Source organism: Mycobacterium sp. Root265, assembly GCF_001428895.1.
Taxonomy (GTDB): domain Bacteria; phylum Actinomycetota; class Actinomycetes; order Mycobacteriales; family Mycobacteriaceae; genus Mycobacterium.
This window is the reverse complement of record NZ_LMJA01000033.1, coordinates 64,281-85,534: the sequence shown is the minus strand read 5'-3', so window position 1 is coordinate 85,534 and position 21,254 is coordinate 64,281. Positions and strand designations below refer to the sequence as shown.

Here is a 21,254-nt window from a genome sequence, read left to right as displayed (position 1 = left end):
TGGGAGTTCCCTCAATAGTGACTGTGAGGAGGCGAACTGTCGACGTAATTGACGCTGGACGCGTCAGTTCTCGGTGGCGACGCCACCGCGGGTACGGCCCCGGCGGGCCTTCCCCGACGGCCGGTGATTGCGCAGTTTGCCGTCGTCAGAGGTGGTTTCCTCGACGGGTTCGGCGTCCTCGGTCGACGCGGGCTCGTCCTCGGTGTCGGCAGACTCGATTTCTGCTGATTCGTCGGAATCCGGACCGTCGGTGGCCTCGGCCGTGTCCTCGGCAGGCGCATCGTCGGTCGCTGCGGCGTCCGCATCGCGGTCGCCGCGGCTCTGCCGCTCGGCCTTCACCTTGAGCGGCTTCGGCGGCGGCGGGGGCAACTCGGCCACGAAGGCCAGATAGAAAGCGAAGGCGGCCAGCAGGGCGATTGCCGCAGCAGCCCCGTAGATGCCGAACAGCCACTGGCCGGCGGTATCCAGATCCAGCCAGATCTCACTGATGGCGGCACCGGTGATCAGCACCCCGGCCGCGATATGCCCGACGATCGACCAGACGCGCAGCGACAGCGCCAGGGCCGGCGTCCCGAGCTCGGGCTTGCGGGTACGAGTCAGGGTCACGACCACCGGCAGCGCCGTCAGGCCGACCAGCACGCCGCACACGATGCGCAGCGCGGTGCCCAGGGTGCCCGGCCACTGTCCGGTCAGCTCGAACCAACGCGGAAGCACGAAGAGGAAAAACAGAACCCCGGCGAGTACCAGCGATGACGCGTGCCACAGCGATGCGATACCGCGCCGCATACTCCTCCTAGAACGAGTTCGTGGTCCCGGGGCGTGACCGGATGGATCTGCGGTCACGCCCCGGACCAACTGCGGAGGATAGGGGATTTGAACCCCTGAGGGCTATTAACCCAACCCGCGTTCCAGGCGAGCGCCATAGGCCACTAGGCGAATCCTCCGTCGGCAATGGTAGCCGACCGACGAGAGAAGCCCGACCACCCTCCGTAGTGAGGCGGGGTACTACACTCGGCACTCGGACCCCGCGCGGCGTCCATCCTGTGAACTCCCCCAGGGCCGGAAGGCAGCAAGGGTCAATGGGCTCTGGCGGGTGCGCGGGGTCCCCTTATGTTTCGGGGGAGCAACCAGCTTTCCTGAACAACCTGTGTGTTCGCGGCTTCGCGTGAAAGGTCCGCCGTGTCGTTTGAGTCACTGAGCCGCGACGAACTGACGGCTCAGCATGAACAGCAACAGCGCAACTACACCGAGCTGCAGGCCAAGGGGCTCAGCCTCGACCTGACCCGCGGTAAGCCGTCGGCCACGCAGCTGGACCTGTCCAACGGCCTGCTCGACCTTCCCGGCGGCGACGACTACCGCGACGGTGAGGGCACCGACACCCGCAACTACGGCGGCCTGCACGGCCTGCCCGAGCTGCGCGCCATCTTCGGTGAGCTGCTGGACATCCCGGTGCAGAATCTGATCGCCGGTAACAACGCCAGCCTGGAGTTCATGCACGACGCGGTGGTCTTCTCCCTGCTGCACGGCGGCGTGGACTCCCCGCGGCCCTGGTCGCAGGAGCCGGGCGTGAAATTCCTGTGCCCCTCGCCGGGCTATGACCGACACTTCGCCATCACCGAGAGCTTCGGCATCGAGATGATGCCCGTGCCGCTGCGTGAGGACGGCCCCGACGTCGACCTCATCGAGGAACTCGTCGCCGCCGACCCGGCCGTCCGGGGCATGTGGTGCGTGCCGGTGTACTCCAACCCGACCGGCACCACCTACTCACCGGAGACGGTCACCCGGCTGCTGCAGATGCGCACCGCGGCGTCGGACTTCCGGCTGTTCTGGGACAACGCGTATGCGGTGCACACCATCACCCCCGAGTTCGTCGAGCCGATCGATGTGCTCGGACTCGCCGCGGCCGCGGGAAACCCCAACCGGCCACTGGTGTTCGCCTCCACCTCGAAGATGACCTTCGCCGGTGCCGGGGTGAGCTTCTTCGGGGCCTCGGCGGACAACATCGCCTGGTACCTCAAGCACGCCGGGAAGAAGTCGATCGGCCCCGACAAGGTGAACCAGCTGCGGCACCTGCGTTTCTTCGGTGACGCCGACGGTGTCCGGCGGCACATGCAGCGCCACCGCGACCTGCTGGCGCCGAAGTTCGCGCTCGTCGCCGAAATTCTGCAGGACCGGCTGGACGCCTCCAAGATCGCGTCATGGACCGACCCCAAGGGTGGCTACTTCGTCAGCCTGGATGTCTGGCCCGGCACGGCGCGGCGCACCATCGCGCTGGCCAAGGACGCCGGCATCGCCGTCACCGCGGCGGGAGCGGCCTTCCCGTACGGAAAAGACCCGGACGACAAGAACATCCGGATCGCACCGAGCTTCCCGCCGGAGTCAGACCTGCGCGCGGCCATCGACGGCCTGTCGACGTGTGCACTGCTGGCGGCCACCGAGTCGCTGCTGGCTCGTGATTAGTCGCCCCCGCTCGGTACCCTGCTGAGCGTGGCGCTCTACCGGAAGTACCGACCCGCAAGCTTCGCCGAGGTCGTCGGCCAGGAGCATGTCACCGCACCGCTGTCGACGGCGCTGTCCGCGGGGCGCATCAACCACGCGTATCTGTTCTCCGGGCCGCGTGGCTGCGGCAAGACCTCCTCGGCGCGCATCCTGGCCCGCTCGCTCAATTGCGAGCAGGGTCCCACCCCCACTCCGTGCGGGGTGTGCAACTCCTGTGTGGCGCTGGCGCCCAACGGCCCGGGCAATGTGGACGTGTCCGAACTGGACGCCGCCAGCCACGGTGGCGTCGACGACACCCGTGAACTGCGCGACCGTGCGTTCTACGCGCCGGCCCAGTCGCGCTACCGCATCTTCATCATCGACGAAGCGCACATGGTCACCAACGCGGGCTTCAACGCGCTGCTCAAGATCGTCGAGGAGCCGCCGGACCACCTGATCTTCGTGTTCGCCACCACCGAACCGGAAAAGGTGCTGCCCACCATCCGGTCCCGCACCCACCACTACCCGTTCCGGCTGCTGGCGCCCAAGACGATGCGCACCCTGCTGGAACGGATCTGTCGTGACGAGGGCGTCACCGTGGAGGACGCGGTCTACCCGCTGGTGATCCGGGCCGGCGGCGGGTCACCGCGCGACAGTCTCTCGGTGCTCGATCAGCTGGTCGCCGGGGCCGACAACAACCACGTCGTCTACCAGCGCGCGCTGTCGCTGCTGGGGGCCACCGACGTCGCGCTGATCGACGAGGCGGTCGATGCGTTGGCCGCCGGCGACGCCGCGGCGCTGTTCGGTGCGGTGGAATCGGTGATCGACGCCGGACACGACCCGCGCCGGTTCGCCACCGATCTGCTGGAACGGTTCCGCGATCTCATTGTGTTGCAAGCAGTTCCGGACGCCGCCGACCGCGGTGTGGTCGATGCCCCGGACGGCGTGCTGGATCGGATGCGTGAACAGGCCGCCAAGGTGGGCTCGGCCACGCTGGCGCGCTACGCCGAGGTGGTGCATGCCGGGCTCGGTGAGATGCGCGGCGCCACCGCACCGCGACTGCTGCTGGAAGTGGTCTGCGCCCGGTTGCTGCTGCCGTCGGCCCACGACACCGAATCGGCTCTGCTGCAACGCATCGAGCGGATCGAGACCCGGCTGGACATGGCCATCCCGTCCGATGGGTCCGCCCCGGCGCCGGCCGCGTCGGCGCCGGCAAAACAGTTCGTCCGGGCCAGCCGGGCCCAGGCGGCGGCCGAGGCCACACCCGAACCCACACCCGAACCCACACCCGCCCCGGTGCCCCAGCCCAGGCCGCTGCCGACACCGGAGCCCGCTCCGGCGCCGGAGCCCGAGCCCGTCCCGCAACCCGTGCCGACTCCCGAGCCGGTGACGCCGCCGGTGCCCACGCCCGCTCCGGAACCCGTGCCGCCGCCGCGTCCGGTTCCGGTGCCCGAACCGGAACCGTCACCCGCTCCCGCTCCCGCGCCCGTCCCCACGCCGCCGCGCGCCGCACCCGCCGCGCCTGCCGCTGTCGGTCAACCGGATGCCGCCGCGGTCCGCGCCATGTGGGACACCGTGCGGGAGAAGGTGAACGGCCGGAGTAAGCCGGTCAACGCCATGCTGGCCGATGCGATCGTGCGGGCGGTCGACGGTGACACGCTCGTGCTCAGCCACCGGGCACCTCCGCTGGCCAAGCGGCTCAGTGAGCCGCGCAATGTCGAGGTGATCCGCGAGGCGCTCAAGGACGCGCTCGGGGTGAACTGGCAGGTTCGCTGCGTGCCGGACTCCGGCGAGCCGGTCCCGTCCGACGCCGGTCCCGCCCCCCGCCAGGATCAGCGCGCCGAAGAGGAACGCATGCTGGCCGAGGCCAACAGCGACACCTCAGAAGTGGTGCGCCGCGACCCGGAGGAAGTGGCGATCGAACTGCTGCAGACCGAGCTGGGCGCCAAGCGGATCGACCGGGGATGAAGTCCAGCTGTTTGCTGTGATGACACCATGACGGTCTGTAATCCGCCTTCGTGATTAGCGGCTCAGCCTCGAACACCCGCTAGAGTGATGTTCTTGTCATTGCTATGAATCAGGGGCGCGCGTGGGTAGACGTGAGTATGTTTTCGCCACCAACTCGCTGCGCGCGGGCCACTTCATGCGGGTGTTCATGCTGGTCGCCGGGCTGGGGTGCATCGGATTGGCCGTCCTGGGCGGCGTGATGCAGCTTCACCCCGAGGGCCCTGCCGGGGTGACGGCGCGGTCTGTCCAGGGCACCGTGTTGATCTCCGCCGTCGTGATCGGGGTGTATTGGTGGCGTGCTCCGTGGCCGTCCTTCGGCCAATCCGTGGCATTCGTCGTCTGGGCCGACCTCGCCTGTGCGATGGTGGCCGTCACCATGGCGACCCCGGCGGCCAGGCTCTCGATGACGTCGTACGTCGGTCTGATCGGCATTTTCGCCGGGTTCATCCTGGGCACCCAGATATTGAGGCTGCACTGCGCGTTCAGCGCTCTTCTGATCGGCGGGATCGTGGTCTGGGCCGTCCTCGAAGACCATTCGGTGGTCGAGCTCTTCATCTATTTCATGCCGGCGTTCACCTGGGCGGTGGGTGTTCCGTTGATCAGCTCGGTCCTGATCGAACTGGGCAGGCGCGCCATCCTCACCACGGCGCGCTCGGCGCACTACGACTCGTTGACCCGACTGCGTAACCGGCGCGGTATGTACTCGGCCGTGGCGTCCGCCCTGCGGCAGGGCGGGTCGACCACAGTCGCGGTGGCGGTCTGCGATATCGACCGGTTCAAGCAACTCAACGACGATGGCGGCCATGCAGCCGGTGACGCCGCGCTCGTGGCACTGGCAGATCTGTTGCGCGACGTCGCACGCGACGACGAGATCACCGCGCGTATCGGCGGGGACGAGCTGGCGCTCGTCTCGTTCCTCGGTGACCGCGGCTCCATCTCGGAGCTGGTGGACCGGGTGTCCGTCCTGACCAGGGTGCGGGGCGGGGCAGTGGAGTTCAGTGTCAGCTTCGGGATCGCCACGATGCCTTCGGCGGACGCCCATTTCGCCGTCGACGACGTACTCAGGCACGCCGACGCGGCAATGTACGACGCCAAGCGGTCGGGCGGCGCGGCCTGTGCGGTCTACGCTACGGAGTCCACCACGGCCGCATCGGCAGCCCGCCGTCATGGCCGCGATCGTCCAGCTTGACCGCCAGAACCTGGTGCAGCTGAACCACGTTGGACTCGAAACCGAGCCGGGACCCGGCCATGTAGAGCCCCCACACCTTGGCGGTGGGCAGGCCGACCTCGGCGACCGCCTCGTCCCAATGGTCGACCAGATTGCGGCACCAGTCGCGCAGGGTCAGCGCGTAGTGCATGCGCAGGTTCTCCTCGTGCAGCACCTCGAGACCGACGTCCTGGGCCTCGGCGATGATGCGCCCCGATCCGGTCAGCTCCCCGTCGGGAAAGACGTAGCGGTCGATGAAGAAGCCGGCGGAAGCATCGGCCCGGTTGTTCGGCCGGGTGATGCTGTGGTTGAGCAGCAGTGCGCCCACCCGCATCTTCGCCTGCAGGAAGGCGAAATAGGACGGATAGTTGGCCACCCCGATGTGTTCGGTCAGCCCGATCGAGGACACCGCGTCGAAGCCGGATTCGGTGATGTCGCGGTAGTCGCCGTGGCGCACCTCGGCCAGGCCGGACAGACCTTCATCGACGATCGCGCGTTGCGCCCACGCGGCCTGCTCGGCCGACAAGGTCACACCCAGCACCTGGACACCGCGACGGGCGGCGTAGCGCACCATGCCGCCCCAGCCGCATCCCACATCGAGCAGACGGTCGCCGGGTTGCAGTCGCAACTTTTCGAACACCAGCCGGTACTTGTTGTCCTGGGCGTCTTCCAGCGTGGCCTGCTCGTCCGGATAGCAGGCACAGGTGTAGGTCATCGATGGGCCGAGCACCATTTCGTAGAAGGCGTTCGACACGTCGTAGTGATGGTGGATGGCGCCGGCGTCCCGGGATTTGCTGTGCCGCAGCCCTTCCAGGATCCGTCGCCAGCGAGGCAGCGCCTCCTGCGGGGGTGGCGCGATCGGGACGAGGTGCTCCAGGCCGATCGATGCGATGACATTGGCCAGTACCCGCGCGGGCGGTCGCTTGATCGCCGTCTTGTCCGCGAGCGCGCGCAGCAGGTCGTAGGGATCGCCGGGGTGCACACCCAGTGGCTCGATATCGCCCGCGACGTAGGCACGGGCCAGGCCCACCTGACCCGGCGCGGTGGCCAGGTAGGTGGTGCCCCGGGGGGACGTCAGCGCCAGCCCTACCGCAGCATCAGCCGGTCCGGATGTGCTGCCGTCGTACGCGGTGAACTTCAGCGGGAGTCTGCCGGAGGTGAACGCTTCGAGCACCTCGGCGAGGCTGAGCTTGCTTTGCTCGGCACGGTCCTTGAAAGTGGTCATCGGTTCTGCACCGCCTTCGCATACAGATCGAGCAATCGGGAGTCGGGGTCGTAGGCCTTCTTCACGGACCGGTAGGTCTCGCCGCCGTAGAGAGCGCCGAACTCCTCGGCGCTGTAGAAGGATTCCGAGTACAGCGACTTGTGGCCGTCGAGTTCGGAGACCTTGCGTTCGATGAGCCGGTTGGTGTGTCCGGGCGCGGGGCCGGCCGGCACCGAGGACCAGAAGCCGATGTTGACGTAGGTGTGACCCGACCGCAGCGGGTACAGCGGCCATTGCGCGCCGTCGTCGCGCAACCGCAACGGGCACAACCAGATCGGTTCGACGGGGACGTTGTCCAGGAACCAGCGCAGGAATGCGGTGCAGTTCTCCAGCGGCACCTCGACGTCCTGAACCACCCGTTCCCTGGGCGGCCGGCCGTTGCGCTTCTCGATCCGGTCGGCGATACCGAACCGCTGGTCGTAGCCGATGAGCTTCCAGTAGAAGCTGCTGCGCCGGTAGCGTCGCGGCCACAGCCTGCGCAACACCGGATGCTGGGCGCCGAAAGCCCGTGAACACCAGAACCAATCGGTATCCCAGCGCCACAGGTAGTCGGCGGTGGTGAGGCGGTCGTGACGCTCACCGTCGGCGTGCTGAATGGACCGGTAGTAAATGTCGTGGCCGGTGTAGTCGCTGACCGGTCCCGCGGTGTCGGTCTGAAAGCCGAGGCACAGGTAACTCTCCTGGGCGCTGAACACCACGCCGTCGAGATAGTGCACGGGCACACCCTGGTAGCCGCGGGTTTCGATGATGCGGTCCATCGCGGCCGCCATCTCTTCGAGCGAGTGGAAACGCAGGTGGCGTAGCGCGACGAACGGCTGAACGGGCTCCAACTCGATCCGCAGGCGCACCGAATAGCCGAGGGTGCCATAGGAGTTCGGGAAGGCATGAAAAAGATCGGGATGAAGGTCTCGGCTTGCGGTGACGAGTTCGCCTGCACCGGTGAGGATATCGAGTTCGAGTACCGATTCGTGCGGCAGGCCGTTGCGGAACGAGGCCGATTCGATGCCCAGTCCGGTGACCGCGCCGCCGAGGGTGATGGTCTTGAGCTGTGGGACCACCAGCGGGGACAGGCCGTACGGCAGCGTGGCGGCCACCAGATCCTCGTAGGTACACATGCCCGAGACATCTGCGGTGCGGGCCGCGGGGTCCACCGCAATGACGCCGGTGAGGCCCGAGGTGTCCAGACCTTCGGCAGCGATCTTCTCCCGCGCCCGAAACAGGTTCGACGTGGGTTTGCGCAGTCGCACAGTCGCTGTCGGGGGGATGGCTCGATAACTGTCGAGTAGTCGCTGCACGCCCGCCCCGTGTACAGCTTGTGCGTCAGTTGCCACAACAGACACACATATACGCTAGTCCTCGGTCGCCGAAGCCGCGACCGCACCGACACGTGATGACAGGAGTTTTTCACTCATGGGACAGGTCAGCGCTTCCAGCACTGTGTTGATAGATGCCGCACCGGAAGCTGTGCTCGCCGCGGTCTCCGACTACCAGACGGTGCGGCCCAAGATCCTCTCGTCGCATTACAGCAACTACTCCGTGCTCGAGGGCGGGCAGGGTGCGGGCACCGTGGTCGCCTGGAAGTTGCAGGCCACCGAGTCCCGCTCGCGCGACGTGAAGGCCAGCGTCGACGTGGCAGGCAAGACCGTCATCGAGAAGGACGCCAACTCCACTCTGGTGACCAACTGGACGGTGGCGCCCGCCGGCACCGGTTCGACCGTCACCGTCAAGACGTCGTGGACGGGCGCGGGCGGTATCAAGGGCTTCTTCGAGAAGACGTTCGCCCCGGTGGGCCTGCGCAAGATCCAGGACGAGGTGCTGGGCAACCTGAAGAAGGAACTCGAAACGGCTCCCTAGCTGTTGGCCAGCCAGGTCGCGACGCCCCGGGCCACGGCCTCGGCCAGCTTCTGGCGTCCGGCCTCGGACTCCATCAGTGCCGAGTCGGCCGGGTTCTTCATATTGCCCAGTTCGACCAGCACCGACGGGAACTGCGCATGGTTGAGCCCGGCGATGTCCGAGCGCGGGTTGAGCCCGTTCGAGCCGATGTAGGTGGACGGTACGACCCCGGACCCCTTGAGCTGGTCACGCATGATCTGCGCGAACTGCACCGAGGGGCCGGCCTGCACGGTGTTCAGCGGCGGGTCCGAGTACAGGACGTGGAATCCGCGGCCGGTGGCCGGGCCGCCGTCGGCATGGATGCTGACGATGGCGTTGGGGCGCAGGGCGTTGGCCATGGCGGCGCGTTCGTCGACGCACGGCCCGAGTGCGTCATCGTTTCCGCGTGACAGCGCGGTGCGGACACCGTTGGCGTCCAGGATCGCCCGGACCCGCAGCGTGACATCCCAGTTGAAGGTGTGCTCGGGATAGCCGGACTCTGTGGTGGTGCCGCTGGCCTGACAGTCCTTGGTGCCGCCCCGGCCGGTGGGAACCTGGCGACTGATGGACGCATCGTTGGCACCGTTGTGGCCCGGATCGAGGAACACGATCTTTCCGGTGATGGTGTTGGGCGCGGCGCCGGCGAGCGGGGCGGCCGAGGCGGACAGACTGGCGGCGACGAGCATCGTCGCCGCTGTGATGGCGCCGACACGCAAGCTGGAGGGGACGTGCACGCCGCCACGGTAGTCGCGGTGACGGCTACTGTTGAAGAGCAAATCGTCTCGGACTCGTGAGTGAAATGAAGTCGAGACCAGGTCGCAATCAAGAGGGGACAGTCATGCAACCCGGTGGTGGTCAGCCCGATATGTCCGCGCTGCTCGCGCAGGCGCAGCAGGTGCAGCAGCAGCTGATGGAGGCGCAAGAGGCGCTGGCGAACTCCGAGGTGCACGGTCAGGGCGGTGGCGGCCTGGTGCAGGTCACCATGAAGGGCAGCGGTGAGGTTATCGCGGTGGCCATCGACCCGAAGGTGATCGACCCGTCCGATCCCGAGACGCTGCAGGACCTCATCGTCGGTGCGCTCGCCGATGCCGCCAAGCAGGTCACCATCCTCGCCCAGACCCGCCTCGGGCCGTTGGCCGGCGGCCTGGGTGGTTTCGGACTGCCGGGTACCTGAATTGTTCGAGGGACCGGTACAGGATCTGATCGACGAGCTCGGCAAGCTGCCGGGTATCGGGCCCAAGAGCGCCCAGCGCATCGCGTTCCATCTGCTGTCGGTGGAGCCACCCGATATCGACCGGCTGACCGCGGTGCTCGGCCGGATCCGCGACGGTGTCACGTTCTGTGCGGTGTGCGGCAACGTCTCCGACGAGGAACGCTGCCGGATCTGCAAGGACGCCCGCCGCGACGCCTCCCTGGTGTGCGTCGTCGAGGAACCCAAGGACATCCAGGCGGTGGAACGCACCCGCGAGTTCCGCGGCCGGTACCACGTGCTGGGTGGGGCCCTGGATCCGCTGTCCGGGGTGGGCCCGGACCAACTGCGCATCCGTGAACTCCTGAACCGGATCGGCGAACGGGTCGACGGTGTCGACGTTGCCGAGGTCATCATTGCTACCGACCCCAACACCGAGGGTGAAGCGACCGCCACATACCTCATGCGCATGCTGCGAGATATCCCTGGATTGACCGTCAGCCGCATCGCGTCGGGTCTGCCCATGGGCGGTGACCTGGAGTTTGCCGACGAATTGACGCTAGGACGTGCGCTCGCGGGCCGCCGCGCTATGGTCTAGATGACATAGTCGTCAATTTGTACACTGCCTCCCGGACGACGGGAGGTTTGCTGTTTTTGCTTGACGGCGCAAAGTTTTCTGAAGGGCGGTGAAGGTGACTCGCGTCTTCCTATCGACTTGGGGGCAGAGTGACAACATCGGCGATTCGATCCTGCGGCGCGGCCAACTCCGCACCTTCCAGAACATCGACGGCGCGCAACTGCACGTACATGTGGGCCGCAAGGATTTCGATCCCAACTCCGATGACTATGTGACCGCGATCGGGCTCGACGGCAGCGAGAAGCAATACGACACGGCGGCCGGCTGGCTGGTCCGGGCGCTGGGCAGTTCCGCCGCGGCCCGCACGATCCTGGTCATGCCGACCGGTGAGATCCTCATGCCCGAGCGCTTCCGGCGCTACTGGGGTTGGTGGACCCTCATCGGGGCGCTCGGAGCCAAGAGTCGCGGCGGAGCCATGGTCCAGGTCGGTGCCGGGGTCCGGATGGCGTCGGTCGGCAAGAAATCAGAAGGCGGGTCCCGCGTGGTCCGCGAAGAGGTCGACGTGCCGCCCCTGGAGCGGATCGCGCGGCGCAACATGCCGGTGGTGGCGTGGCGAGATGCCAACACCCGCAACTCATTCCAGGTCGGTGATGTCGCTCCGGACTGGGCCTTCGGAGAGGGGCCCGATCCGGCCGGCGGTCTGGGCCCGGCCCCGTCGGAGCGCAAGATGCTGGCGGTGACGATGCGCTCGGACCGCGATGTCCTGACCGAGGACAAGATCGCGCTGATCCGGGAGATCGCCCATATGCACGGGCTGCGGATCCAGGTGTACAGCCAGGTGCGCCGCGACCGCGAGACCATGGAGAAGCTGGCCGAGATCCTGCATCCCGGAACGCCGGCCATCCTGATGCGCGACGAGACCCACGGTGAGTGGGAAACCTTGATGCGCACCATGTACCGGGATTCCGCGATCGTGGTCAGCGACCGGTTGCACGCCCTGATCATCGCCGCGACCGAGGGTGCGATACCGCTGGCCCTGTCGAACTGGACCACCGAGAAGGCCGTCCGGATGCTCAAACCCGGAGGGTTCGACCTGCCTTCGCAGGATCCGGGTGCCATCAAGAGCTACCTCGCGGAGATGTTCGCCGATCCGGAGGCCGTCAGCCGCCGCATCAGGGGTGCCCGCGCCGAGCTCGACGGTGTGCGTGACCGGTTGCGGGCGCTGGTCGCAGGCTAGACCCGGCGCGGCGCCGCCAATCGCTCGGAGCGCAGCAGATCCACCTCGGTCAGCTGCAGCGCCGGAAGCTCACCGACGACCTGGGTGAGCAGATGGTCGGCCAGTTCCGGATTGCGCGCCAGGCACGGCCCGTGCAGATAGGTCGCCAGCACACTGCCCTGTACCGCGCCGTCATAACCGTCACCCGCGCGGTTGCCCGCGCCCTTGGTGACCGCGCTCAGTGGCGCGGCGTCATGTCCGAGAACGGTTCCGCCCCGGTGATTTTCGAAGCCCGTCAGGGGCTGGGTGAGACCGCTCAGCAGCGGCTTCGCCGACACCTCCCCGATGGTGCGGCTCTCCTGCGGTGCGGTGGTGACATCGAGCAGACCGACACCGTCGACGCGTTCACCGGCCGAGGTCTCATACCAGTGCCCGAGCACCTGGATGGCTGCGCAGATCGCGAGCACCGGGGCTCCGCGCACGGCGGCGCGCTGCAGGCCCGGGTAGCGGATCAGGTGCTTGGTCGCCAGCCGCTGGGCGTAGTCCTCAGCGCCGCCCAGCGTGTAGATGTCCAGCGAGTCGGGGACCGGGTCGGCCAGCGTGATCTCCACGATCTCGGCGTCGATCCCGCGTAGCAGCAGGCGTTGTCGCAGCACGACCGCGTTGCCGCTGTCACCGTAGGTGCCCATCACGTCGGGCAGCACCAGCCCTATCCGGACGGTCATGAGACCTTCCGGTTCAGTTGCAGGAAGGCCGTGTAGTTGGCGATCACCTCGACATGTCCGGGCGGGCAGGACGCGATCGCGGCGAGGGTGTCATGCACCAGAGTGTGCTCCACACCGGCATAACCGAGGCGCACCGCCAGGTCGGTACCGCGCTCACCTGCCGCCACCACCTGGGTGCGCTCGAAATGCTCGAACCCGACATCCCACAGCCAGGACAGATCCTCCCCGTCGGGGACCTGGCCGTTCACCGAGATGACCACTCCCGCAGCGTCTTTGTCGATCATCGACAAAGCCTCCTGCCAGCCGGCGGGATTCTTGGCCAGCAGCAGACGCGCGGTGTGGTCACCGACCTTGACGGTCCGGTACCGGCCCGCGACCTCATCGACGGTCGACACGGCGGCCACCGCCTCGGCCGGGTCGGCGCCCAGGGCCACCGCCGCGGCGACGGCCTGGGTGGCGTTCCCGCGGTTGACCGCGCCCGGCAGTGCGAGCGTCATCGGCAGCGTGAAGCCCTCGGGGCCATGGATATCGGTGTCGTCGTAGGTCCACTGCGGCGTGGGTCGCTTGAAATCTGTGCCGGTGGAGTACCAGTGGTTACCGTCGCGGACGATGATCTCTCCGGAGCGCGGACAGCTCACCGAGTCCCCGGCCCAGCTGCCGCCGGCCGCCACCCACACCACGTTCGGGCAGTCGTAGGCCGCCGAGGTCATCAGGACGTCATCGCAGTTGGCGATCACCACCGCGTCGGGATGGCGGGCCAGCCCAGCGCGCAGCGTGCGCTCGATGTGATTGATTTCACCGACGCGATCGAGCTGATCGCGGGACAGATTCAGCAGCACGACCACCTCCGGAGACACGGCGTCGCTGACGTGCGGGACGTGCATCTCGTCGACTTCCAGGGCGGCCAGCTCGGCCTGGCGGGCACCTGCCAGCGCGGCCACCAGCCCGGCGTCCATATTGGCGCCCTCGGCATTGGTGGCCACCGGGCCCAGCGTGGCCAGCGCAGCCGCCGTCATCCTGGTGGTCGTCGATTTACCGTTCGTGCCGGTCACGACCACCGCGCGTCGGTTCTTGCCGAGCTGGCCCAGGATCGATTTGTCGATCGACATCGCCACCAGACCGCCGATCATCGCCCCGGCGCCACGGCCGGTCACCCGGGAGGCCCAGCGTGCGGCGGCCCCGGCGCCCAGCGCCAGCCGGCCTCGAGGAGTGACCATCCTGCGAATTTTAGGGGCCCGACACGCGGTGCCGCGATCCGGTGCTGCTTGCCGGGTCCGCCACCGCGTCGAGCTTGCTCAGGCGTACAGCGGCGGGTTCAGCTGCGCGAACCCGGCCTGGCGTACGTAGGGGAAGTGCGGATAGGGCGGCACCGGGGCGCTGACGGCATCGAGCCTGGCCATCTGCTCCTCGCTCAAAGACCAGCCCACGGCGCCCAGGTTGTCGCTCAGCTGAGCGGGGTTGCGGGCGCCGACAATCACCGACGCGACGGTCTGCCTGCGCAGCAACCAGTTGAGGGCGATCTGCGGAATCGATCGGCCGGTCTCCTCGGCGATGACTGCGAGCTCGTCGACGACGGCGAAGAGCACATCGTCGTCGACCGGCGGTCCGGCGGCGGCGGTCGCATGCAGTCGGCTCACGGCCGGCAGTTCGGTGCCGCGCCTGATCCGCCCCGTCAGCCGCCCCCAACCCAGCGGGCTCCACACGATCGCGCCGACGCCCTGGTCGAGGCCGAGCGGCATGAGGTCCCACTCGTAGTCCCGGCCGATCAGCGAGTAGTACACCTGATGTGCCACGAACCGCACGCGCCCGAAGGCGTCGGCGGCCGACAGGGATTTCATCAGCTGCCACCCCGCGAAGTTGGATACTCCGGTGTAGCGGATCTTGCCCTGTGTCACAAGGGTATCGAGTGTCTGCGCTACTTCCTCGATCGGCGTCGCGCGGTCGTAGGCGTGCAGCTGGAACAGGTCGATGCGATCGGTGCGCAATCGGCGCAGCGCCTTCTCGACGGCGGTGATGAGACGCCGCCGCGAGGTGCCCGCGTCGTCCGGGCCCGCCCCGGTGGGGAGCGCCGCTTTCGTTGAGATGAGTACGGAATCGCGGCGCCCCTCCAAGGCGGCGCCGAGTACCGACTCGGAGGCACCGTCGGAATAGACGTCGGCCGTGTCGAACAGGGTCACCCCGGCGTCCAGGCACATGTCCACCATGGTGCGGGCCTCCTGCAGGTCGGTACCGGCCCAGGCGCCGAAGAACTCGCCGCTCGCGCCGAAGGTGGCAGCGCCGAAAGCCAACTCGGATACGACCAGACCTGATGCACCGACGTTCCGGTATTCCATATCCACTCCTTAAGGGGACGATGTTCCTGTTAAGGAACGCTAGCATCAGATGGGCTTTAAAGACACTCCCGTCCCGTTAAGATCGAGGAGTGACGACGCGGCCCGGCGGGCGGACAGCAGCGGTACGCGCGGCCGTGCTGACCGCTGCCGCAGATCTACTCATCGAGTCGGGCCTGGTGGCACTGGAGTTGACCGCGGTGGCCGAGCGGGCGGGCGTGGGTAAGTCCACCGTGTACCGGCGCTGGGGGACAGTGAGCGCCATCGTCGACGATCTGCTCGTGGACATGGCCGAAACCTCGCAGCGCCGCCCCGACACGGGAAGTCTCCAAGAGGATCTGCTGAGCGTGGCCAGGCTCATCCAACGGACCCTGGCCGACCGTCGACAGGGCAGCCTGTTCAAGGCGATCCTTGCGGCCGGGACCTGCGATGTCCGCACTGCGGAGGCGCTGGCGGGGTTCTATCGGATCCGCGTCGAGGAGATGGCACCGATCGTCACGGATGCCGTCACTCGCGGCCAGGCGCCGGCGGGAACCGACCCTGCCGAGGTGATCCGGCAGTTGTCCGCGCCCTTGTACTACCGCCTACTGACCGATACGGCACCACTGCGCCGGGCCGATGCCGATCGCGCAGCCGCTGCCACGCTGGCTGCGGTGGCGGCCGGCGTCTTCACCCGGTGAAATTCGGCGGCCGACACGCGCCGCTGCGATCCGGTGTTGTCAGACCACCGTGCCATCCTCGGGTTATGAGCCAGTGCTGGGGCCGACCGGCGGCCGACGCGGGCGCCGGGTGGGCCGTCGTGGATGTGGAGACGACCGGGTTCCGGCCGGGCCAGGCTCGTGTCGTCAGCGTTGCCGCACTGGCTGTCGGTGACGACGGCAGCGTCGAGCACAGCGTCTCCTCCCTGCTGAACCCCGGCGTCGACCCCGGCCCCACCCATGTGCACGGCCTGACCGCCGAGATGCTGGAGGGCCAGCCCACGTTCGGCGATATCGCAGCGCAGCTCATGGAGGTGCTGCACGGCCGGACGCTGGTCGCGCACAATGTCGCGTTCGACTACGCGTTCCTGGCCGCCGAGGCCGAACTCGTCGGCGCCCAACTGCCGGTCGACACCGTCATGTGCACGGTCGAACTGGCCCGCAGGCTCAATCTGGGTACCGAGAACCTGCGTCTGGAGACGTTGGCCCGGCACTGGGGGGCCACCCAGCTGCGCCCACACGATGCGCTCGACGATGCCCTGGTGCTCGCACAGATCCTCAAGCCCGCGCTGGTGCAGGCGCGGGAGCGCAAATCGTGGCTGCCGATCCGCTCGGTGAGCCGCCGGATCTGGCCCAACGGTCAGATCACCCACGACGAGCTGCGTCCGCTGAAGGTGCTGGCGGCACGGATGCCCTGCGACCACCTGAACCCGGGGCTCTACGTCGCCGGACGCCCCCTGGTACAGGGCATGCGCATCGCGCTCTCGGCGGAGATGACGCACACCCACGAAGAGGTCATCGAGCGGATCATCGATGCCGGCCTGGCCTATGCGGAGAACGTCGATCAGCAGACCTCCCTGGTGGTGTGCAATGACCCCGCACCAGAACAGGGCAAGGGCTATCAGGCGGTCGAGCAGGGCATCCCGCTGATGGGCGATGCCGAGTTCATGGCGCTCATCGGGCAGGCCGTCGGTGGCACCGATGTCGAGGAGTTCACCGACACCACCGGGGACGGCGACCAGTTCACACTGTTCTGACGCCGGCCCGCCAACGGCGCGGCGTCACACCGTGTTCCCTGCCGAACAGTCGCGCGAAGTACCCGGGGTCGGGGACCCCGACGCGGCGCGCGACCTCTGAGATCGGCAGGTCCGTCTCGGCGAGCAGCACCCGCGCCTCGGACATCCTGCGGTCGAGGATCCAGTCCCCGACCGTGCGCCCGGTGCGTCGGCGCACCACGGTGGTCAGGTGGCCGGGAGTGAGGCCGAGTTCATCGGCCACCTCGCGCAGCGACAGTGGTTCGGCGAGACGACGCTCGATCACAGCAAGGACCTCAGCGACCACCGACGTGCCGCGCACAGCCAGATCGTCGACGACGTCGTCGGCGAGGCGGGCCAGGTCAATCAGCAGCAGGGTCAGATGTGCCAGTGCCGCCTGGCGGTAGCCGTCCCGGCGGGTGCCGAGTTCGGTGCTGATCGACTCGATGGCATTGTCCCAGAACGGTCTTCGGTCGACAGGCACCTGCAGTTCGAGCATGCCGCCGCGGTGCTCATGCTGGAACGGGAACAACAGCGGGTGGGCTCGCCAGGTCGGCCAGGGTGAGCGGGCGCCGGCACCGAGTGCGGCGGGGTCGAAGAAGACCCCGGTCGCGTCGGACCGGGAGCCCACCCGGGTGGGGTCGACCGCTTCGCCGGCGGCCGCGACGAACACGGTGCCGCAAGCCGGGAAGTAGGTCAGTGCTGGGAAGTCGTGGATATGCGGCCGGGACTCGGGCAGTTCTCCGGCCCGCAGACGGATCAGCGATACCGGTGGCGTGTCGAGTCCGACGGCGTAGGCGTAGACCGGTACGCCGTCGCGGTGGCGGGCGAGTCGGGCCGGTGCTGCCATCTACCAAAGATAGTCCTAGTTGCGCCGAAGATCGGTCAACACATCTGCCGTCGCTGGTTAGACGATGGTAGGCATGACGAAAGATCATCCACATTTCATCACCGCGCGGATGGGCAACACGCACGATTACCTTCCCGCCACCGGCAACGACCTGCTGCTGCCCCTCTACGACCTGATGACCCGGGTGTTCGGTATGTCGCCGGGCTATGACACGCTGGCCGGGCAGGCCGAACTGTTCGGTGAGGTGAAGGTCCTCGAAATCGGCTGTGGTACCGGCAACCTCACCACGAGGATCATGCGGCTGCAGCCCACCGCGCACGTGACCGCCACCGACCCGGACCCCCGGGCGCTGGCGCGGGGCCGGCGAAAGATCGCTCGAACCGCCGACGTTCGTTTCGAGCAGGTCTACGCGCAACGGCTGCCCTACGCCGACGAATCGTTCGATCGGGTCCTGAGCTCGATGATGCTGCATCACCTCGACCGCGACGTGAAGGCCGAGGCACTGCGCGAGGCTTACCGGGTGCTCCGTCCGGGCGGCAGCATGCACATCGTTGACGTGCACGATGACGGTCTACCGGAACTGTTGTGCAGCATCGGTTTCGAGGTGGCCGAACTCGGCACCCGGCAGCTTCGGTTCGCGGGGAAGGCGGGCTTCTACCGCGCCGCGCGGTTCACTGCGGAGACCACAGCGCGCAGCGAGGCGGTGGTGATGGACGTGGCGATACCGACACCCCACACCGTCTTGCCGCCGATGGAGGCCTCGACGTAAGCCGCGGCCTGCGCCTCCTCGCCGGCCGACAGTGCGTGCTCGGAGTAGTCCAGCACGTTCACCTGGAAGCCGACCGCGCCGATCGCGTCCACGAACGCGGCCAGCGGACCGTTACCGGCACCGACGATCTCGCGTTCCTCACCGTTGACCTTCACCACTGCGGTGATGGTGTCGGTGCCGCCGTCTTCCTCGGCCGCATCGACCTTCTGCCGAATCCGCTCCAGCGGAACGATCGGCTTCAGGTACTCCTCGGAGAAGACGTCCCAGATCTCCTTGGGCGACACTTCGCCGCCCTCGCCGTCGGTGATCTGCTGGATGGCCTGGCTGAACTCGATCTGCAGCCGCCGCGGCAGCGCCAGACCGTGATCGGCCTTGATGATGTAGGCGACCCCGCCCTTGCCGGACTGCGAGTTCACCCGGATGACGGCCTCATAGGTGCGCCCGACATCCTTGGGGTCGATCGGCAGGTAGGGCACCTGCCACAGGATGTCGTCAACGTCGGAATCCGCTTCGTCGGCAGCGACTTTCATCGCATCCAGGCCCTTGTTGATGGCGTCCTGGTGGCTGCCGGAGAACGCGGTGTACACCAGATCGCCACCGTAGGGGTGGCGTTCGTGCACGGGCAGCTGGTTGCAGTACTCGACGGTTCGGCGGATCTCGTCGATGTTGGAGAAGTCGATCTGCGGGTCGACGCCACGGCTGAACAGGTTCAGGCCCAGCGTCACCAGACAGACATTGCCGGTGCGCTCACCGTTGCCGAATAGGCAGCCCTCGATGCGGTCCGCCCCGGCCTGATAGCCCAATTCGGCTGCAGCGACGGCAGTTCCACGGTCATTGTGCGGGTGCAGGCTCAAGATGATGCTGTCCCGCGGTGCCAGATGCCGGTTCATCCATTCGATGGAATCGGCGTACACGTTCGGGGTGGCCATCTCGACGGTGGCCGGCAGGTTGACGATCAGCGGTACGTCGGGAGTCGGCTGCACGATCTCGGCAACGGCATTGCAGACGTCCACCGCGTATTCCAGCTCGGTACCCGTGTAGGACTCCGGGCTGTACTCGTAGCGCCACTTGGTGTCCGGGTACTTCTTGGCTTCCTCGACGCACATGGTGGCGCCATCGGTCGCGATCTTCTTCACCGCTTCGCGATCGGCGCGGAAGACCACCCGGCGCTGCAGGATGGAGGTCGAGTTGTAGAAGTGCACGATCGCCTGGGGTGCGCCCGCGCACGCCTCGAAGGTCTTCGCGATCAGCTCGGGTCGGCACTGGGTCAGCACCTGGATGGTCACGTCGTCGGGGATGGCGCCCTGCTCGATGATCTCGCGGACAAAGTCGAAATCGGTCTGGCTGGCCGACGGGAAGCCGACCTCGATTTCCTTATAGCCCATCCGGACCAGCAGGTCGAACATGCGGCGCTTGCGCGCGGGGCTCATCGGGTCGATCAGGGCCTGGTTGCCGTCGCGCAGGTCCACCGCGCACCACTGCGGGGCGGTGTCGATGACCTTGTCGGGCCAGGTGCGATCGGTCAGGGTGACGTTCTCGACCTCTTCGGCGAAGGTGCGGTACCGATTCACCGGCATCGAGGATGCGCGCTGGGTGTTCCACGAGGGCTGGCCGGGGTTGCGGGGTCCGGCCGGGGTGCTGATCGCGCGGACGGAGGAGAAGGCGTCAGATGAGATATCTGGGGTGGTCATGATGTTGGCTCCGGGTCTATTGGGGGATTCAGACCGGCGCATCGCGAATACCCGCGACGGGAGGCCAGTCTGGATCAGACCCCGTCGCGGCGTCCGAGAAGGAGCACCCGCTGCACGCAGGCAACTGTACTCCGGGTGGGTTCAGGGCCAAAACGGCCGCCCGGAATTGGTGCAAGTCGGGGCCCCGAACCCGGCTTAGGGTGCTAGAGAAGCTACGAATTCGGGGGTCGGATGGGCGAGTCGGTCGAGGTTGTCACCTCGGAGCTGCACCTGGCAGCGGACCGTTTGCGGGGCGCGGGACAACGTCTGCAGGATGGGCTTTCGTCGGTCGATCTGGAGACCAGCAACCTGCTCGCGTCCGGCTGGAAGGGCGAGGCGGCGACGGCCTTCGACAAGTACTGGGAACAGTGGCACAACGGCGCGGGCCAGGTGGTGCGCGCGCTGCAGACCATGTCGGATGCCCTGCAAGCGGCTGCCCAGAGCTACGAGACAGCCGATGAGCAGGCCGGCGGCGCGCTCGGGTCGACCATGCAGGGCGGTGGCGGCTCCGGGGCGGGGACCGGTGGGGGAAGTGCGAGCCCGTCGGCTGGCGGCGCCCCGGCCGGAGTAACCGCTCCTGCCTCGGGGGATTCCGGTGCTGAGCAGAACGTCGGCGGCGGCGGCGGTGAGACCGGCGGTCCGACGGACTCACCGTCCGGTCTGGCGGATCAGATGAATCTCGGCCCGGCGATGGCCCCGATGTCGCAGGCCGCCGGTATCCCCGCCCAGTTTGCGGGTCAGGTGGCGGGCGGGTTGATGCAGGCCGGGACCATGGCCGCCGGTGCCGCGCAACAAGCGGTGCAGCTGGCCACCCAGGTGGCGCAACAGGCGCAGGCGGCCGCCGCGGAGGCCGAGCAGACACAGGAAGCCCAGGAGACCGAGTCCGCGGAGAAGCCCGCTGACGCACCCGCAGGTGCGGAAGGCGGCGAGGCGCCGGTGGGTCCGGCACCGGTCGAGGCACCCCGTGAGGGTGCCGGGACGTCCGGGCCGGAGGCAACACCAGGCAGGAGCCTCTGATGACGAAGCTGGTGGTGGATTTCCCGCAGCTGCAGGGGGCCATCGATCACATGGCGCAGTTCGGTCGTGAGGTCGACGAGGTACTGCAGGAGATCGACCAGGCGATGGCCGCTCTGCGGGCCAACTGGGAGGGGCAGGCGTCCGAAACTCAGCAGCAGTCCCAGCAGCAGTGGGAGGACGGCGCCGAGCAGATGAGGACGTCGTTGGAGGCGCTGCGCAAGGTCGCCGAAAACGCGCACAAGAACTACACCGACGCGGTGGACAAGAACGAGAAGATGTGGGCGGGCTGAT

At 67.7% G+C, this 21,254-nt stretch carries 21 protein-coding genes, 1 tRNA gene and 1 other RNA gene; 13 read left to right on the top strand and 10 right to left on the bottom strand.

Annotation, left to right across the window (positions count from 1 at the left end; all coding sequences use genetic code 11):
* Positions 1 to 63: 63 nt before the first annotated feature.
* Positions 64 to 786 (bottom strand): hypothetical protein, encoded by a 723-nt coding sequence (locus ASE48_RS31035; protein ID WP_057171057.1) that lies wholly within the window; start codon positions 784 to 786, stop codon positions 64 to 66.
* A gap of 72 nt (positions 787 to 858) precedes the next feature.
* A tRNA-Ser gene (locus ASE48_RS31030) sits at positions 859 to 944 on the bottom strand.
* Between the two features lie 73 nt (positions 945 to 1,017).
* Here ASE48_RS31030 and ffs point away from each other — a divergent pair.
* The 4 genes from ffs to ASE48_RS31015 all read left to right on the top strand — a co-directional run bounded on the left by ffs (position 1,018) and on the right by ASE48_RS31015 (position 5,674).
* Positions 1,018 to 1,112, top strand: an RNA gene (gene ffs, locus ASE48_RS32460) — signal recognition particle sRNA small type.
* 67 nt (positions 1,113 to 1,179) lie between these two features.
* Complete coding sequence (locus tag ASE48_RS31025; RefSeq protein ID WP_057171056.1) at positions 1,180 to 2,460, top strand: aminotransferase class I/II-fold pyridoxal phosphate-dependent enzyme; 1,281 nt, start codon at positions 1,180 to 1,182, stop codon at positions 2,458 to 2,460.
* Positions 2,461 to 2,487: 27 nt separating this feature from the next.
* Positions 2,488 to 4,446, top strand: a complete 1,959-nt coding sequence (locus ASE48_RS31020; protein ID WP_057171055.1) for a DNA polymerase III subunits gamma/tau — start codon at positions 2,488 to 2,490, stop codon at positions 4,444 to 4,446.
* Positions 4,447 to 4,567: 121 nt separating this feature from the next.
* The gene (locus ASE48_RS31015) at positions 4,568 to 5,674 is read left to right on the top strand and encodes a GGDEF domain-containing protein (RefSeq protein WP_057171054.1); all 1,107 of its coding nucleotides are present in this window, start codon (positions 4,568 to 4,570) and stop codon (positions 5,672 to 5,674) included.
* Here the strand turns inward: ASE48_RS31015 and ASE48_RS31010 are convergent.
* Together ASE48_RS31010 and ASE48_RS31005 are read right to left on the bottom strand one after the other, a co-directional pair.
* Positions 5,613 to 6,917 carry a class I SAM-dependent methyltransferase gene (locus ASE48_RS31010; RefSeq protein WP_057171053.1) on the bottom strand — a complete coding sequence of 435 codons (1,305 nt, stop codon included), beginning with the start codon at positions 6,915 to 6,917 and terminating at the stop codon, positions 5,613 to 5,615. The two genes, ASE48_RS31015 and ASE48_RS31010, sit on opposite strands and share 62 nt — an antisense overlap.
* Positions 6,914 to 8,296, bottom strand: coding sequence for an FAD-binding oxidoreductase (locus tag ASE48_RS31005; protein WP_057171052.1), 1,383 nt, complete (start codon positions 8,294 to 8,296; stop codon positions 6,914 to 6,916). The genes ASE48_RS31010 and ASE48_RS31005 overlap by 4 nt, the downstream gene beginning before the upstream one ends.
* 70 nt (positions 8,297 to 8,366) lie before the next feature.
* On the opposite strand from ASE48_RS31005, the gene ASE48_RS31000 reads away from it, so the two are divergent.
* Positions 8,367 to 8,810: an SRPBCC family protein gene (locus ASE48_RS31000; protein ID WP_057171051.1), complete on the top strand. Its 444-nt coding sequence runs from the start codon at positions 8,367 to 8,369 to the stop codon at positions 8,808 to 8,810.
* Here the strand turns inward: ASE48_RS31000 and ASE48_RS30995 are convergent.
* Positions 8,807 to 9,514, bottom strand: a complete 708-nt coding sequence (locus ASE48_RS30995; protein ID WP_057171215.1) for an Rv3717 family N-acetylmuramoyl-L-alanine amidase — start codon at positions 9,512 to 9,514, stop codon at positions 8,807 to 8,809. The two genes, ASE48_RS31000 and ASE48_RS30995, sit on opposite strands and share 4 nt — an antisense overlap.
* Before the next feature lie 152 nt (positions 9,515 to 9,666).
* Here ASE48_RS30995 and ASE48_RS30990 point away from each other — a divergent pair, with 152 nt between their 5' ends.
* The 3 genes from ASE48_RS30990 (at position 9,667) to ASE48_RS30980 (ending at position 11,831) form a co-directional block, all read left to right on the top strand.
* Complete coding sequence (locus ASE48_RS30990) at positions 9,667 to 10,002, top strand: YbaB/EbfC family nucleoid-associated protein (RefSeq protein ID WP_057171050.1); 336 nt, start codon at positions 9,667 to 9,669, stop codon at positions 10,000 to 10,002.
* A gap of 1 nt (position 10,003) precedes the next feature.
* Positions 10,004 to 10,615: a recombination mediator RecR gene (recR, locus tag ASE48_RS30985; protein WP_057171049.1), complete on the top strand. Its 612-nt coding sequence runs from the start codon at positions 10,004 to 10,006 to the stop codon at positions 10,613 to 10,615.
* Positions 10,616 to 10,709: 94 nt separating this feature from the next.
* Positions 10,710 to 11,831: a polysaccharide pyruvyl transferase family protein gene (locus ASE48_RS30980; RefSeq protein WP_156409456.1), complete on the top strand. Its 1,122-nt coding sequence runs from the start codon at positions 10,710 to 10,712 to the stop codon at positions 11,829 to 11,831.
* Here ASE48_RS30980 and ASE48_RS30975 read toward each other — a convergent pair.
* The 3 genes from ASE48_RS30975 to ASE48_RS30965 form a co-directional block, all read right to left on the bottom strand.
* Positions 11,828 to 12,535, bottom strand: a complete 708-nt coding sequence (locus ASE48_RS30975; RefSeq protein ID WP_057171047.1) for a type 1 glutamine amidotransferase — start codon at positions 12,533 to 12,535, stop codon at positions 11,828 to 11,830. The genes ASE48_RS30980 and ASE48_RS30975 overlap by 4 nt on opposite strands.
* A complete protein-coding gene (locus ASE48_RS30970; RefSeq protein WP_057171046.1) occupies positions 12,532 to 13,752 on the bottom strand; it encodes a Mur ligase family protein in 1,221 nt (406 codons plus the stop codon). The genes ASE48_RS30975 and ASE48_RS30970 overlap by 4 nt, the downstream gene beginning before the upstream one ends.
* Before the next feature lie 78 nt (positions 13,753 to 13,830).
* Positions 13,831 to 14,868, bottom strand: coding sequence for an aldo/keto reductase (locus tag ASE48_RS30965; RefSeq protein WP_057171045.1), 1,038 nt, complete (start codon positions 14,866 to 14,868; stop codon positions 13,831 to 13,833).
* A gap of 89 nt (positions 14,869 to 14,957) precedes the next feature.
* On the opposite strand from ASE48_RS30965, the gene ASE48_RS30960 reads away from it, so the two are divergent.
* Both ASE48_RS30960 and ASE48_RS30955 read left to right on the top strand, forming a co-directional pair.
* Entirely contained in the window at positions 14,958 to 15,545 is a 588-nt protein-coding gene (locus ASE48_RS30960) for a TetR/AcrR family transcriptional regulator (protein WP_057171044.1), read from the top strand.
* 65 nt (positions 15,546 to 15,610) lie between these two features.
* Positions 15,611 to 16,600 (top strand): DEDDh family exonuclease, encoded by a 990-nt coding sequence (locus tag ASE48_RS30955; protein ID WP_057171043.1) that lies wholly within the window; start codon positions 15,611 to 15,613, stop codon positions 16,598 to 16,600.
* Here the strand turns inward: ASE48_RS30955 and ASE48_RS30950 are convergent.
* A complete protein-coding gene (locus tag ASE48_RS30950; protein ID WP_057171042.1) occupies positions 16,587 to 17,447 on the bottom strand; it encodes a helix-turn-helix transcriptional regulator in 861 nt (286 codons plus the stop codon). The genes ASE48_RS30955 and ASE48_RS30950 overlap by 14 nt on opposite strands.
* A 73-nt stretch (positions 17,448 to 17,520) precedes the next feature.
* On the opposite strand from ASE48_RS30950, the gene ASE48_RS30945 reads away from it, so the two are divergent.
* On the top strand, positions 17,521 to 18,216 hold the full coding sequence (locus tag ASE48_RS30945; RefSeq protein ID WP_082614575.1) for a class I SAM-dependent methyltransferase: 696 nt from the start codon (positions 17,521 to 17,523) through the stop codon (positions 18,214 to 18,216).
* On the opposite strand, the gene leuA is transcribed toward ASE48_RS30945, so the two are convergent.
* Positions 18,102 to 19,907 carry a 2-isopropylmalate synthase gene (leuA, locus tag ASE48_RS30940; protein WP_057171041.1) on the bottom strand — a complete coding sequence of 602 codons (1,806 nt, stop codon included), beginning with the start codon at positions 19,905 to 19,907 and terminating at the stop codon, positions 18,102 to 18,104. The two genes, ASE48_RS30945 and leuA, sit on opposite strands and share 115 nt — an antisense overlap.
* Positions 19,908 to 20,138: 231 nt before the next feature.
* On the opposite strand from leuA, the gene ASE48_RS30935 reads away from it, so the two are divergent.
* Positions 20,139 to 20,963 carry a WXG100 family type VII secretion target gene (locus ASE48_RS30935; protein WP_057171040.1) on the top strand — a complete coding sequence of 275 codons (825 nt, stop codon included), beginning with the start codon at positions 20,139 to 20,141 and terminating at the stop codon, positions 20,961 to 20,963.
* A complete protein-coding gene (locus ASE48_RS30930) occupies positions 20,963 to 21,253 on the top strand; it encodes a WXG100 family type VII secretion target (RefSeq protein WP_082614554.1) in 291 nt (96 codons plus the stop codon). The genes ASE48_RS30935 and ASE48_RS30930 overlap by 1 nt, the downstream gene beginning before the upstream one ends.
* Position 21,254: the final 1 nt, after the last annotated feature.